The following is a 14,832-nucleotide window of genomic DNA, read 5'->3' on the forward strand; positions in this document are numbered from 1 at the left end:
AATTTTTAATATGCCTTTTTTACAACGGGTTCGAGCTGAACCTTTTCCTGAAAAAATTGCCTGGGGATGGAAAGACACATTTGCGATTTGTATCATCCCTTTAATTATTTTAAATGGTTTTATTTTAGAAAAAATATTTGGAATCTCGATAGCTGTTAGTCTGGGCGATACCATTTTAAGAGGCGTGCTGTTTATTTTAGTGTGCTACTTATATAAGGAAATGTTGCTTACGCATTGGCAAAAATATAAACAGGCCTTTTGGCGCTCAAGTGTCTTAGTGGTGGTTGGTGCAATCGTGCTACAAGTGGTGATCTCACTGACACGTCAGCTTTTACCCCTCGGGCCGAGTACACAAGAAAAAGACCTGATTGATCCTGAACATATTCCTTTTCTCAGTCTGTTGATCATTAGCTTGGGTCCACTATTTACTGCGCTTTTAGAAGATATTGTGTTTCGCTATACTTTATTGCAAAAGTTATTTATCCAACCGTGGTTATGGCGCATTGTACTGATTATATTGAACTCTATATTATTTGGTCTGATCCATTATCATAATTTTGATGGAAATTTAATCGCGACAATCAGCTTTATGAGTGCAGGTTTATTTTTAAATCTGATCTATTTGTGGACACGCAATATTTGGCATGTATTACTCATTCATTTTTTGAACAATGCCGTATTATCTGTGGGTGGGATTTTATTATTAAAACTTGTTCAAACATTAACTTAGTGACTTTAGTGACTGAATATGTCTAGTTTATTTATCGTTATGTTGGGTGGCCGTCATGCACGTGCCAATGTTGAAGTTCATGATGTGGTTCTTGCCGTAGGCGATTCACTTGAAGAGGTTTATCCTCAATTAAAAAATGCGTGGTTTGGTGAGCAACAGGGCTTACACATCGACGCATGGCAAAAATTACAGGCTTTAGTGTTTGAAAATAAGAAATATCAAATACATTTTACTGATGCGCAACCGAATGCATCAGATCAGAAGCTTTGGCTAATTAATTTAGGCGGCTATGATGCAAATGAGTTTGGTGAGTTACACCGCTATATCCTGATTGTTGCTCAAGATGCGATTGAAGCGAAAGCCAAGGGTAAACAGCATTTTGCAGGGCATTGGCAAAAACCACATACCGATCGAGTTTTAGAGGTAGATGATTGTCTGGCGATAGATCAGGTATATGGCCGTTATGTGCAATTGGTTGAAGTAGATTTGAATGCTGATTCTCATGCAGAGCTTGACCAAAGTGTTTGGGAGAATACCTATTTGATCATCTGAGTTGTCATCGCTTGATCTGCTTAAAAAGGGCGCTGTATTGCAGCCTTAAAAGATTAAGCGGATCTTAATTTTAAAAAATTGACATCAATCATTGCATTGCTCTCTCATAATCTAGTCAGTGTAACAACAGAAACTTCGCAATGTTTTCAACAAGTTTACATAGACTAAAAACTCAAACAAAACACTGCGGAGTGTGATCAATGAGCGGTTTATTAGACGAGTTAGGTAAAATTGCAGGTGCAGTGATTGCTGAGCAAAGTGTCGATACGTTAGATCCTGATGCTGGCTTTCTAGAAAAAGCAGCTGGCGCATTTGCAGGTTATGAAGCCGCAAAAATTGCCGAAGACAAACTAGAAAATAGTGATGAGCAGCAGAAAGCAGAGGATTAACTCAAGATCGCTAAACTCAGCTTTGGGCATTGATCTTAATCAATCCTGTGTACATATCAATAAGCTACAGGGTTGAATAAGTTCAGTATCGGGATGACAGCTGTGATCAAAGAGAGGGCATATTCGATATGCTCTTTTTATTATCTAAAATAAAGATAAGCAATGAAGAAAATCATCCATAACGTAATAAAAGCATGCTTTGCCCGTAAAGCATTGCCAATTCGATCTTTGCACAATGCTTATCAATAAAACCGCTATAAAATATGGAAAAAAAGCATTTCTTTGATAGATCAATACTCGTTATATTGTGCATCGTTATAATGAAACTACTAGCTGTACGCCATGTATTTATATACTGATTTCGATCAGCAACTGATCAATGAACGTGTTGCACAATTCCGTGATCAAACGGAACGTTATTTAGCTGGAAAACTCACTGAAGATGAGTATCGTCCATTACGATTACAAAATGGTTTATACGTACAGCGTTATGCGCCAATGCTACGTATTGCTGTACCTTACGGTTTAATGAACTCTAAACAATTACGTAAAGTTTCAGAGCTTGCCAAAGAATATGACCGTGGTTATGCACACGTTTCGACACGTCAGAACATTCAGTTTAACTGGCCTGCGCTAGAAAATGTGCCTGATATGCTAGAAGGTTTAGCTTCAGTTCAGATGCATGCGATTCAAACTTCAGGAAACTGTATCCGTAATACCACAACAGACCAATACGCTGGTGTTGTTGCTGGGGAAATTGCAGATCCACGCCCGACGTGTGAATTGATTCGTCAGTGGTCTACATTCCATCCTGAGTTTGCATTTTTACCACGTAAGTTCAAAATTGCAGTTTCTGCACTTGAAGAAATTGATCGTGCAGCAACTTCATTCCATGACATTGGGGTGTATTTAACTCGTAATGAAGTGGGTGAGTTGGGTTATAAAATCAAAGTGGGTGGTGGTCTAGGCCGTACACCTATTATTGGTTCTATGATTCGTGAGTGGTTGCCACGTGAAGATTTAATTGCTTATTTAGAAGCGGTTCTGCGTGTTTATAACTTGCATGGTCGCCGTGACAATAAATATAAAGCTCGTATTAAAATTTTGGTTAAAGCATTAACACCACAAGTTTTTGCTGAAAAAGTTGAAGCTGAATTTGCTGAAACAATTAAAACCTTGAAAGTTCAACCTGAAATTTTGCAAAAATTAGACGAAGAGTTTATGCCGTTTGATTATCAAAATTATACAGATGAAGATTTCAATGGCTTATTTGCTGAATATCCAAAGTTTAAACAGTGGTTCAATATCAATACCAATGCACATAAAGTTGCAGGCTATCGTATTGTCACTATTTCACTAAAACGTGCGGGTATTGCACCAGGTGATATGACTGTTGAAGAAATGAATTTGATTGCAGATCTTGCAGACAAATATACATTTGGTGAATTACGGACCACACACGAACAAAATATTTCCTTGGTCGATGTACCACAGAAAGATTTGTTTGAATTGTGGCAAACGCTTGAAAAGAATAATCTTGCTCGTGCACATATTGGTTTTATTACCGATATCATTTGCTGCCCAGGTGGTGATTTCTGTTCATTGGCAAATGCGAAATCTATTCCAATTTCTGAAGCCATTACACGCCGTTTTGATGATTTAGATACAGTCTATAATTTGGGTCATATCGACTTGAACATTTCAGGTTGTATGAATGCTTGTGGTCATCACCATGTTGGAAACATCGGTATTTTGGGTGTGGACAAAAAAGGTGCTGAATTCTATCAAATTACCTTAGGTGGAAATGCAGACCATGATGCTTCAATTGGTGATATTTTAGGACCATCATTTGCAGCAGAATCTGTACCTGACATTATTGATGAAATTTTAAATACTTATCTTGATCTTCGTAACGAGGGTGAAGAATTTATTGAAACTTATCGTCGAGTGGGTATTCAACCATTTAAGGAGCGTGCATATGCTTAATACCGCACTTCAAGTCCTCTCTAAAGATGGCACTGTTGCAGACAATACCTATCAAATCATTGCTGAAGATGGTGTATTGCCACAAGGTGATGTGTTGTTGACTGTTGAGCAGTTGGACCAGCTTGCGAATGTGACGGGGAAAAAAGCACTATTTCTTACCGTAGATGCTTCACCTGAAACCAATGCGTTTCCATTAGATCAGTTAGATGCGATCTTTATTGATTTTGCAGGTTTTAATGATGGTCGTGGTTATTCATTTGCTGCGTTGTTACGTCGCCAAGGCTACGCAGGCGATCTTCGTGCAACAGGCGATGTGTTTAAAGATGTTTTGAACTATATGAAGCGTTCTGGTTTCGATACTTTTGTTGTGAAAGAAGGTAAAGATATCCATGAGGCAGCAGCAGGTTTAGGTGATTTTACGTACCCTTACCAAGCATCTACAGCTGTACCAAAAGCGCATTATCAAACAGGTGCTTGATTGTTCTAAGTACTGATTTTGAAATGAAAGCCGAACGAAAGTTCGGCTTTTTATTGTTCTCAAGTTAAAGCTGGTGTAGCCATTGCTTATTATGAATATGATATGAACGATATAAATTGGTATTCGGCTTTATTTGTATCGTGCCCAAATCAACATTGATTCAACATAACATCATTAGGTAGTAAACCTTTCTCTGATTAAAACTATTGATAAAAATTTCATCGTTGCATTTTTGCAATGTTGTAGGCTGGAAAAGTCTATATATCTACAACAATGAACAGCAGATAATTAAACAAAGATGATTCATGGTGGATGAAATGTTAAATCAAACAATGGGTGACTTATCGCTACTCAAAGGCTGGAACGCAACTTTACCCAATACTGAAGTCATGCCTGTACTATTTTTGGGACATGGTTCACCCATGAATGCAATTCAAACCAATGATTTTACTCGTTCATGGAATCGTATTGGCGCTGAAATGAGCACACAACCGACAGCAATTTTATGTATTTCTGCACATTGGCTTACCCAAGGTGGTACTGCCGTCACTGCAATGCAACAACCGAAAACCATTCATGATTTTGGTCGTTTTCCTCAAGCTTTGTTTGATGTGCAATATCCTGCTACTGGAAATAAAGCTTTGGTTGAGGCAACAACTGAAACAATTCACAGTATAGAAATTCATCATGATCATAGTTGGGGATTAGATCACGGAACATGGGGCGTGTTATGTCATGTATTCCCACAAGCCAATATTCCTGTTGTTCAATTGAGTGTCGACTATAGTCAAGGTGCCCAATATCATTATGACTTGGCTAAACAATTAGCGCAGTTACGTCGTAAAGGGGTATTGATTGTTGCCAGTGGTAATCTCGTACATAACCTAAGCAAAATTGCCTTTGATAAATTTGATGATCATTATGGTTATGATTGGGCTTTAGAAGCTGATGCAAAGATGAAAAATTTCTTAGCCACGCATAACCATCAAGCTTTAATTGACTGGCAAAAGCAAGGTGCTGAGTTTTTATTGTCGATTCCCACACCTGATCATTATTATCCGATGTTATATGCCTTAGGCTTACAGGAAGAGAAAGATGAGTTACATATTTTTAATGATCAAGCCGTCGCTGGTTCATTAACCATGACCTCATTTCGACTTGATCAACATTAATTTTAGTTGTTAAAAATATAAAAGTTGGGTCTAAGGATTCAACTTTTATATTATTGGTAAAATTGTGTTAGTCGTATTTATTCTCTCAAGATAGAACGCTTTTAAGATCATTGCGCAATTTTCAAATATTGAGGTCTTACTTCCTTACAGAGCAGTTTAGATATCACTGAATCCATATGAAATTTAGAATAATGGCGAATTAATAAATTTATAGAAAAATGCTGTAGCTAATGATGGTTCTAACAGTAAAGGAAATAAGAAACCATAGATTGCACCAGCAATATGCGCGCGGTGGTCGATTAATGGCGAATGTCCTGAACGGATTGCATACAGGCTATAGCATAAATAAATCGTGCCAAAAATAATCGCGGGCACAGGTAAAATATAGATATAAATCATGCCCCAAGGGTTAAATAGAATCGCACTAAATAATACTGCATTAACGGCACCCGAAGCCCCTAAACTTCGATAGGAATTTAGGGTTCGATTATGCAAATAGCTGGGAATCGCAGCAATGATGATAGCACTACAATAAAATAAGACAAAGCCCATACCACTTAAGTAATCACGGAAAAACCATTCAACATTTCGTCCAAAGAAGTACAAGGTAAACATATTGAAAAATAGATGCATACCATCTTTATGGATAAAACCATGGGTTAAAAAGCGATCATATTGACCATGCTTAATCGCTGAAACATTGAAAATCAAACGATTCATTACATTGCGTTGCTGCCAAGCAATAAAAGAAATCGCAAGTGTGATTAAAATAATCAGAAGGGTATGGGTAAGACCAGTGATCATATTGTTATAAATGACGTTGTTATCGTAATAGCAATATAACCTATATCATTGTCAATCAATAGGCTATCGCAATATTCTGTTCATTATCCTTCACTCAGTTGACAGTTCACCATCCAGCGAATACCAAACTGATCGGTGAAAGCACCATATAAAGCACCCCAAAATGTAGGTTCTAGTGCCATTTCAATATGACCATTGGTAGAGAGTGCTGTAAATAATCGCTGAGCTTCATCCGCTTCGTGAGCTTCTAAGTTGATCGAAATATAATGGTTGGTGCCTTTGCTGAATGGTGCACTATTAGGTGCACAGAACTGCTCGCTGGTGTCTGAACCCATCAGTACGGTAAACTCATTAATCGGTAAAGAAACATGTAAAATATAGTTTTTCTCTTGGTCTGGCACTTGGACATCGGGCAGTTCGGAATAACGTTTTAAAAATGAAAATTCACCGCCAAAAACAGATTTATAAAAATTAAAAGCAGCTTCGGTCTGACCTTCAAAGTTTAAATAGTGATTAAGTTGCATTGTGATTGTCCATTTTGTTGTTTTGAAGTGATTAATTTATCAGCTGATGGTTTAAAACTTGATGAATATTTTGTAATTGAAAACAAAAATCCCTCAATCATAAATGAGGGACTTTTGTTTTCTAGGTTATCGCTTTGGTCTGCTTAAAGCTGTTTATCTTGTTGTTGCTCTAATTTTAAATCCTGTTTATTGGCATAACCATCAATATCTTCATTTTGAAGAACTTCATTTGGATTTGGACGATCTACAAAGCCAATTTTAGGTACAGGGATTTCAATCTGATTTTCCACAAAACGATTGCGGATTAACTCATGAATTTCATCTTTGACTTGTAGATAGTTTGCTTGCATACACCACAGCGCAAATAAAATTTCAATGGAGGATTCTCCAAAGGCAGAAACAGTTACACGCGGTTTAGGATCTGCTAATACCAACGGGTAATCGTTGGCAACATCAATTAAAACTTCACGAACTTTATTGATGTTCTCATTAAAGTTAATTGCAACCGTAATCGACAATCGCCGTATCGGGAATTTTGATAGGTTATGTACGGGGGCGCGAATCAATTGCTCATTGGGGAGGCGCACATAGACATTGTCCATAGTCAAAAGTTTCACTGAAAGTAAGTCAATCGAAATCACTTCACCTTCAATAGTATGTCCACGAATCAGGGTGATTTGAATCGTATCGCCAACTTCAAATGAACCTTCGCCAATTAAAAATAAGCCACTGATTAAATTTGATGCAGAAGTTTGTGAGGCAAAACCCAATGCAACAGTTAAAATCCCTGCTGCGCCTAAAAATACGCTGAGTTTAAAGCCTGCTTCTTTTAAGCTGGCAATCACAAACAGTAAGAAAATAAAATAAAAAATACCTCTACGCCAAACCAAACGTTGATGCGCATTAAAGCGCGCGCCTATGGTACGGATAAAGGTATTGGAAATGACACGTGCCAGTACAAAACCCACAAAGCAGAGGATCAGAGCAACAGCAATTTCACTTAAGCGGTCGACATTTACATTGGTAAAGATGCCTTTTAGGCTATTGGCAATGTCTTTGGGAATATTGGATTCAGCCATTTTTACCTCATCCCTTAGAAAAATGAATCAAACATATTGAACAAAGCGCCACCTGGTGAGCGTGGCGGATGTACATAAATCACTTCGCCGGCCAAAGGTGGTGTACGATTTTCAATTCTTACACGGGCAGGGCGGTCATTGCCTTCATACACGACCTTGATTTGTGATGTCCATAAACGTCCTGTACTTTCACTATAAAATAAAGGTAGCGCAGGAACAGGCACATTCATACGGTCAAATCGAAGCTGATGACTACTGACATTGTGGAAATCAATCGGTGTTACTGCACGAAAGGCACGTGGACGTAATAAATTTAATTCGGTACGACCATCGACTGAGGTGGCATAACACATTTCGCCTGTGCGGTGATCAGGGCCAAACCATGTATCCTTAGGTAAAATTACAGGAATATCAAATAAGGGTTCTTTTTGGGCTTGCACAAAACCTGAAATCCACAGTGGTGTACTGATATAGAGTGTGCCGCGTTGGCCTGCCGGAATATAAATTGGATCGACAGGACGAATCACCACAGAGCGATCGGCTAAACGGGGCATAAGTTGAAATGCTTTATGGGTCTCGCGAAACATATAGCGTTCAACATGTACAGGTTCAGGAAAACCAAAGTTTACATCATGGATTTTATGCCATTGCTGCTCATAGTCATATTGGAATTTTGGACGATAATATTCCAAGCGCCATTCTTGTAAACCACGAGTAATGCGCATCATCATAGAACCAAATTGCCATGCTTTGGATTGGTTCAATTCAAACAGTTGTTCTCCCCACCACTTTAAATCAGGGAGTTCTGGTTCCAGATGTTCTTTCTTCTTAGACAAATGTGTTTATCCCATTCATAAAATCATCATCAAATCTTTAACAAACAGACTTCACGCTGTCATGAGCATAGAGTACACTCAAAGCAATTTAAATCATTAATATAAGTTGTAATGCAAGTTCTCAAACAATTACAAATACCATATAGTTTTGCAAAACGGCATGGAGTGCTGTTGCGTTATGAAGGTGATCAAGTTTTTATTGTTCGCCGTCAGGATACCGCACAAATTGCGATTCAGGAAGCCCGCCGCTATCTCGGTCGTACAGCACAACATCAATTATGTAATGAAACTGAGTTTAATCACATGCTCAGTTCAAGCTATGCTGGTGAAACGGGCGAATCGCAACAGGTTGCAGCTGGTCTTGAAGATCACCCTGATCTATTGAGTCTGGCCGATCAGATTCCTGAAACTGAAGATTTGATGGATCAGGAAGATGATGCTCCAATCGTGCGACTCATCAATGCTTTATTGTCTGAAGCGATTCGAGTCGGGGCTTCTGATATTCATATTGAAGCTTTTGAAAAGAAATTATCTGTTCGCTTACGGGTAGATGGGCAATTGCGTGAAATCGTACAGCCTCGTCGTGAACTTGCGCCATTGTTGGTATCGCGTATTAAAGTCATGGCAAAACTCGATATTGCAGAAAAACGTATTCCACAAGATGGTCGTATTTCTTTACGTCTTGCAGGACGTGAGGTGGATGTCCGTGTTTCGACCTTGCCATCGTCGCATGGTGAACGTGTCGTTATGCGTTTGTTGGATAAACAAGCGGGTCGACTCAACATGACTCATTTGGGTTTAATGAAGCCTGACTATGAGCGTTTAACGCAATTGGTTCATCGTCCACATGGCATTATTCTAGTCACTGGCCCTACAGGTTCGGGTAAAACGACGACTTTGTATGCCGCGCTTTCTGATTTGAATGATGGTTCTAAAAATATCCTCACTGCTGAAGATCCAATTGAGTATCAACTTGAAGGGATTGGGCAGACTCAAGTGAATACCAAAGTAGATATGACTTTTGCCCGTGCGTTAAAAGCCATGCTGCGTCAAGATCCAGATGTGGTGATGGTGGGTGAGATTCGTGATTTGGAAACGGCTGAAATCGCAGTTCAAGCGTCTTTAACAGGTCACTTGGTTTTATCTACGCTGCATACCAATACGGCAATTGGTGCTGTGACCCGTTTAAAAGATATGGGGATTGAACCCTTCTTATTATCCAGTTCATTGATTGGGGTAATTGCCCAGCGTTTAGTTCGGACATTGTGTTCTCATTGTCATACATGGCGTGAAGCAGATGACTTTGAAAAAGATGTGTTTAAACCTGTGAGTTTAGAATCGAATTTAAAACTGCCTGTGCCGAATGGTTGTGATTTTTGTTCCCATACGGGCTTTACAGGACGTACTGCGATTTATGAAATTGTACCGATTGATGAGCAGATGCGCCGTTTGATTCATGGTAATGCAGCAGAATATGAGCTTGAAGAATATGCACGTAAAGATGCAGGCTCAATTCGAGATGATGGTTTACGTAAAGTATTGGCGGGTAAAACCACAATGGAAGAGGTTTTACGTGTCACCAATGAAGCGGCTGAGTAAGCCTGATTCTTTAATAGTTTATATGTTATTTCCTAGCCCTTAATAATCGTTTATCAAAATAGATATTTAGCTAAAGCAGCTTTTTTTGATAAGTATTTATTTAGGGTATGGAAATTTATGTTTGGATTTTCGTCATCTCTAAATGAAAATCATCCTTGTTATGTTAACTTTTTTGTTCTTCAAATCTAAAATAATATGGAAATAGATCAGAATCATCTTTTGTACATTTCATAAAATGCCTAAAAACAGTTAATTCCACTGCCTCATTTAGTTCTAAGTCCTGTTGATTTAACTCTTCCATGAGTTCTATTGTTGGAGAGTTTAGGTTAAATTTCCCTGTTACGTTATAGATGTAAGAGTTTTCTGTTTCAATATCTAATCTTAAATCGGTTCTCCATTGTGAATTACTTCCCCATCCTTGAGATAAGTCAAAGTATTTTCTATTTTTACGTCTGAATGCCCAATAAATTGAAGCCTTGTTTATTAAGTTTAAATTGAATTTATCTGGATTGAGTAAAATTTTCACACCAGCTTTTTTTATCATTAAATTATTTAGTTTTACAGCAGGAAAGTTACACTCAATAATTTCGAAATCATTCATTCCTATTTGTGCTTCTATTATTTCACAATTAAAAGGTTTGAATGAAAAGGGTGTAGTTATTTCAAGACCAAGAAGGTTATTAAATTCAATGTATTCTGCTACTGTAATTCTTGGTCCTTTCCAATCAGAATCATCAGCATCATTGTCAGTTTGAAAAGGAAGTGTCAGTAGGTCTAATACACGAGATAATGCATAAAGCTCCCAAATATCTTCTTGCAATAATTCATTTTTTCTACCACTTATTTTGTTGGATATATTCGAAATATAATTCTTATAGTCATTTTCAACAATCCATTTTTTAATTACAGATTCAAAAAAATCTTCAGCTTTAAAGTCTAATATTGTTTCAAAGTATAAAATTTTTTCAAAGTCTAATATTTTAAAATATAAATCTTTAATACTAAGTGCCATTGTTTACCCTAAGATTTAGATACATAAAATTATACAGAACATTTTTTTAGCGAATAAATATACTTGGGTGAAAATTCAAACTGATTTAAATAGCTTTGTAAATTACCCCTACCTAAAAATAAATTTATACTTCTAGGTAGGTTTTATCATAACATTAAACAATTACATTTAATGTCACATCAATATTGCCACGAGTCGCATTTGAATATGGACAAACGATATGTGCAGCATCTACTAATTTCTGTGCTTCTTCTTGCTCTAAACCTTCTAAATGAATATTTAAAGTCACTTGAATACCAAAACCAGTAGCGATTGGACCAATACCAACATCACCTTCGATAAAAACATCAGGGGTAATTTTTAAATGATCACGATTCGCAACAAACTTCATCGCACCAAGGAAGCAAGCAGAATAACCTGCTGCAAAAAGTTGTTCAGGATTGGTACCACCACCAGCACCACCCATTTCTTTAGGCACTGCTAATTTAACATCTAAAATTCCGTCTGATGATGTTGCACGACCATCACGACCGCCAGTTGCTTTTGCATGTGCTGTATAAACCACTTTTTCTAAAGACATCGGAAATCATCCATTTTTGATTGTGTTCAATTATATCGTATACGATATAAATATTTAAACAAGTAGCGTTTGTGTAAAATTTGATAACTTTATTTTGAAATGTTTTCGCGTAAATTTGAAAGAAGATCTTTCAATTGAGTAATGCTGTCTAAGTCACAGGCACTGGCTTGAGCAACTTGTAACGGAATATCCACGGCTTTTAATTTTAGCGCATGGCCCTGAGCAGTGAGGCTAATAATTACTTGACGTTCATCTTTCGTAGAACGTTCGCGGTTAACAATACCATTACTTTGTAATTTTTTGAGTAAGGGGGTAAGTGTAGATGATTCTAAAAAGAGTTTTTCACCGATTTCAGATACAGTTAGACCATCTTTTTCCCAAAGCACTAACATAACTAAATACTGTGGATAGGTCAGTCCTAGTGGTGTGAGTAATTTACGATAAAGTTGATTTAATGCTAAGTTTGTAGAGTAAACAAGAAAGCAGAGTTGATGATCAAGATTTAAGTTTGAATAGTCTTGTTGCATGCTTGTCTCGTGAAGATATTACGCCTCACAAGTATAACGTTGTTTTGTCTCGTTCAGGAAATAAAAGTCATTAATGGCAATACAGGCTTAGAATGACATCAATTTGCGATGTTGCATTAAAGGCATTGATTCACGAATTGAGCGCTGCTCATTCAAATCAAAAGGTACCGTCATCAATTGCGCACCTTCTGCATCTGTAATGGCTAAAATCTGCCCACGACTATTGGTTGAGCCAGCATGTCCCCAGGTTTGACGTTTTTCACCATGCCAACCTTGTTGTGCTGCACCTAAAACATGACATTGGCTGTCCATCGCACGTGCTTGAAGTAATAACTGCCAATGTATTTGACCTGTGGTATAGGTAAATGCAGCTGGTGCAGTCAAAATATTTGCACCTTGCGCTCTCAAGGTGAGTGCAAGTTCTGGAAAGCGTAAGTCGTAGCAAACCATCAAACCGATTTGTCCAAAAGGTGTTTTCGCGACAACAACATCACTGCCTGGTTCAAAAAACTGAGATTCTTGATACCCACCAACAGCATCACCCACTTGTACATCAAATAAGTGAATTTTGTCATAACGAGCTTCAGTACCTTCTGGACTGATACATAGGCTGACAGTACGAACTCGACCGTCAGCAATAATTGAACCATCTGGACGGAAAGGGCAAGGTAAAGTCCCTGCAACAATCCATATTTGATAATGGTGTGCTAAGTTTTCTAAACGCTTTTGAATTTCTTCAAAACGTGCAGCAGTTTCCCGTTGTTTACCTGCGGCAAAGCAGACAAAATTTTCAGGAAACACAATCAAAGAAGCTCCATCAGCTTTACTTTGTTGTATCAACGACTCAATCACACTGAAGTTTGCTTCAATGTCATTTTGAGAGTTCATTTGAACAACGGAAAGTAAAGTCATGGGCTATCCCTGATAAAGCAATTTTGAAATTATTAAGCGTTTTGCTGGTTTGAAGATACACATTCCATTGTATCTTGCTGCTTTTCAAGTTGTTTAACTAATGGCTCGAACATATTTTGGTTGTTTTCATTGAGCTTCATTAATGTTTTGTGTGCATCGAGAACGGTACACAGCATTGTGCTGTGATTAACGTTATCGTCAATCAAAGCATTGGTGCACACTTGAGGGTCACCACAGTAATTTAAAATGACAAAAACCTGCCCTAAGCCCATGCTATTGGCTAGAGTGGTAATATCTGGATTTGTGGACAGCATCACCGCTTGGATGTGGTGTACTTGTTTCAACTTTAAGCCAAGCTTGGCAAGTATTCCAAGAACTGTACTATCAATAAATGTGGTTTGGGTTAAATCAACAATTGCGCCAATGACGTTTTTCTGTTGTTCAATCCTTGCCAAAAGTTTGTCTAAACTAATACAAGATTGGGCTCGCACTTCACCAATAAGTTTGAAAATATGCGTTCCATTCAAGCTTGCATATTCAACATGACCTGTTGACATATAAATGCCATTTGCAGAGAAGGATAGGAAAATTATCACATAGCGCAAGTCTATACTCAAGCGTTTGCGTATAGGTTATTAGTCTAATTTATTATATGTATTTGATTATGTTGTTAATTCATTCTGCGGAGACTGAGGATTGCAATGTCATCTGCTACATGTTCTGGTGCGCGGAATGATTGATTTTGCAAATGATAGACCAATTGTGAGAACTGTTCATTCAAACCACCTGAGAATGGTTCAAGGGCACCATCAGAACAAATAATGAACCGCGCATGCTTGGTTAAGGTACATTGGAATTCTTCAACCTCTAAATCTTCTGTGAGTCCTAAAGGAAAACTGCTGGTATTTAAGACACGAGGGGCTTGGTTGGGCTCAAAAATGATGGGGGGAGGGTAATGCCCCGCACTTGACCATTTTAAAGCATGTGTTTCTAGATTTAGAATTCCAGCTAACATCGTGATATGTTTTTCAATATTTTCTTGAACCAGCATACCATTGAGTTTTTTAATCAACTCCCTTGGTGTTTTCGAGCGACCATGAAAGGCAGCCATCCAAGATGTCAGTAACGAGCTGGTTACACCATGTCCTGACACATCAGCCAAATAGAACATGATCTCTTTATCACTGATTTTCCAGTAGTCATACCAATCACCAGACAAATATGCTGAAGGCTGGAAAAGCGTCTCAACTTTATAGTTTTGTAGTTCAATTGGATTTGGAAGAAGTTTCTTTTGTAGTTCTGCGGCAGATGGTAAATCACGGCTATCTTGATTACGTTTATATTGCGCATCAATTTTTAATAAAGAATCTTCAAGATTGGCTGGAAGCTTGGTCCAGATCCAACCAGCAAGAGCGCCAAGTTCCCATGCTTGAGAAAGTTCGCTTCCTTCATTTTCTTGTGCAATGACAATGGTAGGCAAAGCCCATTGGTATTGTAAAAAATCGTGGACGTCTGCAATTGCAATAATTGTTGGATCATAACGATGAATGTCTTCAATGGTAATCATCTGCAAGCTAGGAAGCGTATCTAATACTTGTTCTAAGCTTGAAATTTGGCGACTGGGTTGAATGAAATACATAGAAGAAATGAAT

General features: G+C 37.9%; 17 protein-coding genes. 7 read left to right on the top strand and 10 right to left on the bottom strand.

What is annotated here, in order from left to right; all coding sequences use genetic code 11:
- Nucleotides 1–10 precede the first annotated feature (10 nt).
- The 6 genes from CQZ96_RS16500 to ygiD all read left to right on the top strand — a co-directional run bounded on the left by CQZ96_RS16500 (nt 11) and on the right by ygiD (nt 5,307).
- Nucleotides 11–730, top strand: a complete 720-nt coding sequence (locus CQZ96_RS16500; protein ID WP_105714382.1) for a CPBP family intramembrane glutamic endopeptidase — start codon at nt 11–13, stop codon at nt 728–730.
- An 18-nt stretch (nt 731–748) separates the two neighbouring features.
- Nucleotides 749–1,282 (top strand): DUF1543 domain-containing protein, encoded by a 534-nt coding sequence (locus CQZ96_RS16505; protein ID WP_105714381.1) that lies wholly within the window; start codon nt 749–751, stop codon nt 1,280–1,282.
- Between the two features lie 200 nt (nt 1,283–1,482).
- Entirely contained in the window at nt 1,483–1,671 is a 189-nt protein-coding gene (locus CQZ96_RS16510; protein ID WP_004725970.1) for a hypothetical protein, read from the top strand.
- Nucleotides 1,672–2,013: 342 nt separating this feature from the next.
- Nucleotides 2,014–3,657, top strand: coding sequence for a nitrite/sulfite reductase (locus tag CQZ96_RS16515; RefSeq protein WP_105714380.1), 1,644 nt, complete (start codon nt 2,014–2,016; stop codon nt 3,655–3,657).
- Nucleotides 3,650–4,135 carry a DUF934 domain-containing protein gene (locus tag CQZ96_RS16520; protein WP_105714379.1) on the top strand — a complete coding sequence of 162 codons (486 nt, stop codon included), beginning with the start codon at nt 3,650–3,652 and terminating at the stop codon, nt 4,133–4,135. Before CQZ96_RS16515 ends, CQZ96_RS16520 begins: the two co-directional genes overlap by 8 nt.
- Nucleotides 4,136–4,440: 305 nt before the next feature.
- Complete coding sequence (ygiD, locus tag CQZ96_RS16525; protein WP_105714378.1) at nt 4,441–5,307, top strand: 4,5-DOPA dioxygenase extradiol; 867 nt, start codon at nt 4,441–4,443, stop codon at nt 5,305–5,307.
- Between the two features lie 183 nt (nt 5,308–5,490).
- On the opposite strand, the gene CQZ96_RS16530 is transcribed toward ygiD, so the two are convergent.
- The 4 genes from CQZ96_RS16530 to CQZ96_RS16545 all read right to left on the bottom strand — a co-directional run bounded on the left by CQZ96_RS16530 (nt 5,491) and on the right by CQZ96_RS16545 (nt 8,550).
- On the bottom strand, nt 5,491–6,111 hold the full coding sequence (locus CQZ96_RS16530) for a rhomboid family intramembrane serine protease (protein WP_004725978.1): 621 nt from the start codon (nt 6,109–6,111) through the stop codon (nt 5,491–5,493).
- Between the two features lie 83 nt (nt 6,112–6,194).
- Nucleotides 6,195–6,635 (bottom strand): VOC family protein, encoded by a 441-nt coding sequence (locus CQZ96_RS16535; protein ID WP_056512360.1) that lies wholly within the window; start codon nt 6,633–6,635, stop codon nt 6,195–6,197.
- Between the two features lie 143 nt (nt 6,636–6,778).
- Complete coding sequence (locus tag CQZ96_RS16540) at nt 6,779–7,714, bottom strand: mechanosensitive ion channel family protein (protein ID WP_004725982.1); 936 nt, start codon at nt 7,712–7,714, stop codon at nt 6,779–6,781.
- A gap of 14 nt (nt 7,715–7,728) precedes the next feature.
- On the bottom strand, nt 7,729–8,550 hold the full coding sequence (locus tag CQZ96_RS16545; protein ID WP_004725984.1) for a hypothetical protein: 822 nt from the start codon (nt 8,548–8,550) through the stop codon (nt 7,729–7,731).
- 111 nt (nt 8,551–8,661) lie between these two features.
- Here CQZ96_RS16545 and gspE point away from each other — a divergent pair, with 111 nt between their 5' ends.
- Complete coding sequence (gene gspE, locus CQZ96_RS16550) at nt 8,662–10,149, top strand: type II secretion system ATPase GspE (RefSeq protein WP_004725986.1); 1,488 nt, start codon at nt 8,662–8,664, stop codon at nt 10,147–10,149.
- A 163-nt stretch (nt 10,150–10,312) separates the two neighbouring features.
- On the opposite strand, the gene CQZ96_RS16555 is transcribed toward gspE, so the two are convergent.
- From CQZ96_RS16555 to gigA, 6 genes are all read right to left on the bottom strand, one after another.
- Complete coding sequence (locus tag CQZ96_RS16555; RefSeq protein ID WP_105714377.1) at nt 10,313–11,161, bottom strand: hypothetical protein; 849 nt, start codon at nt 11,159–11,161, stop codon at nt 10,313–10,315.
- A 154-nt stretch (nt 11,162–11,315) separates the two neighbouring features.
- Nucleotides 11,316–11,741, bottom strand: a complete 426-nt coding sequence (locus CQZ96_RS16560) for an organic hydroperoxide resistance protein (RefSeq protein ID WP_004725989.1) — start codon at nt 11,739–11,741, stop codon at nt 11,316–11,318.
- An 89-nt stretch (nt 11,742–11,830) separates the two neighbouring features.
- On the bottom strand, nt 11,831–12,268 hold the full coding sequence (locus CQZ96_RS16565; RefSeq protein ID WP_105714376.1) for a MarR family winged helix-turn-helix transcriptional regulator: 438 nt from the start codon (nt 12,266–12,268) through the stop codon (nt 11,831–11,833).
- 87 nt (nt 12,269–12,355) lie between these two features.
- Nucleotides 12,356–13,180 (bottom strand): carbon-nitrogen hydrolase family protein, encoded by an 825-nt coding sequence (locus tag CQZ96_RS16570; RefSeq protein WP_105714375.1) that lies wholly within the window; start codon nt 13,178–13,180, stop codon nt 12,356–12,358.
- Between the two features lie 32 nt (nt 13,181–13,212).
- Nucleotides 13,213–13,737 (bottom strand): anti-anti-sigma factor GigB, encoded by a 525-nt coding sequence (gigB, locus tag CQZ96_RS16575; protein ID WP_016539397.1) that lies wholly within the window; start codon nt 13,735–13,737, stop codon nt 13,213–13,215.
- Between the two features lie 113 nt (nt 13,738–13,850).
- The gene (gene gigA / locus CQZ96_RS16580; protein ID WP_004725998.1) at nt 13,851–14,819 is read right to left on the bottom strand and encodes an RsbU family protein phosphatase GigA; all 969 of its coding nucleotides are present in this window, start codon (nt 14,817–14,819) and stop codon (nt 13,851–13,853) included.
- Nucleotides 14,820–14,832: the final 13 nt, after the last annotated feature.

The organism is Acinetobacter sp. MYb10 (assembly GCF_002980175.2).
GTDB classification, from domain to species: domain Bacteria; phylum Pseudomonadota; class Gammaproteobacteria; order Pseudomonadales; family Moraxellaceae; genus Acinetobacter; species Acinetobacter guillouiae.

Excerpts from the sequence above, each read along its gene's own strand:
- gigA (WP_004725998.1), bottom strand. The coding sequence starts at position 14,819 with ATGTATTTCATTCAACCCAGTCGCCAAATTTCAAGCTTAGAACAAGTA.
- CQZ96_RS16520 (WP_105714379.1), top strand. The coding sequence starts at position 3,650 with ATGCTTAATACCGCACTTCAAGTCCTCTCTAAAGATGGCACTGTTGCA.
- CQZ96_RS16565 (WP_105714376.1), bottom strand. The coding sequence starts at position 12,268 with ATGCAACAAGACTATTCAAACTTAAATCTTGATCATCAACTCTGCTTT.
- gspE (WP_004725986.1), top strand. The coding sequence starts at position 8,662 with ATGCAAGTTCTCAAACAATTACAAATACCATATAGTTTTGCAAAACGG.
- ygiD (WP_105714378.1), top strand. The coding sequence starts at position 4,441 with ATGGTGGATGAAATGTTAAATCAAACAATGGGTGACTTATCGCTACTC.
- CQZ96_RS16540 (WP_004725982.1), bottom strand. The coding sequence starts at position 7,714 with ATGGCTGAATCCAATATTCCCAAAGACATTGCCAATAGCCTAAAAGGC.
- CQZ96_RS16560 (WP_004725989.1), bottom strand. The coding sequence starts at position 11,741 with ATGTCTTTAGAAAAAGTGGTTTATACAGCACATGCAAAAGCAACTGGC.
- gigB (WP_016539397.1), bottom strand. The coding sequence starts at position 13,737 with ATGTCAACAGGTCATGTTGAATATGCAAGCTTGAATGGAACGCATATT.
- CQZ96_RS16510 (WP_004725970.1), top strand. The coding sequence starts at position 1,483 with ATGAGCGGTTTATTAGACGAGTTAGGTAAAATTGCAGGTGCAGTGATT.
- CQZ96_RS16530 (WP_004725978.1), bottom strand. The coding sequence starts at position 6,111 with ATGATCACTGGTCTTACCCATACCCTTCTGATTATTTTAATCACACTT.
- CQZ96_RS16570 (WP_105714375.1), bottom strand. The coding sequence starts at position 13,180 with ATGACTTTACTTTCCGTTGTTCAAATGAACTCTCAAAATGACATTGAA.
- CQZ96_RS16505 (WP_105714381.1), top strand. The coding sequence starts at position 749 with ATGTCTAGTTTATTTATCGTTATGTTGGGTGGCCGTCATGCACGTGCC.
- CQZ96_RS16555 (WP_105714377.1), bottom strand. The coding sequence starts at position 11,161 with ATGGCACTTAGTATTAAAGATTTATATTTTAAAATATTAGACTTTGAA.
- CQZ96_RS16515 (WP_105714380.1), top strand. The coding sequence starts at position 2,014 with ATGTATTTATATACTGATTTCGATCAGCAACTGATCAATGAACGTGTT.
- CQZ96_RS16535 (WP_056512360.1), bottom strand. The coding sequence starts at position 6,635 with ATGCAACTTAATCACTATTTAAACTTTGAAGGTCAGACCGAAGCTGCT.
- CQZ96_RS16500 (WP_105714382.1), top strand. The coding sequence starts at position 11 with ATGCCTTTTTTACAACGGGTTCGAGCTGAACCTTTTCCTGAAAAAATT.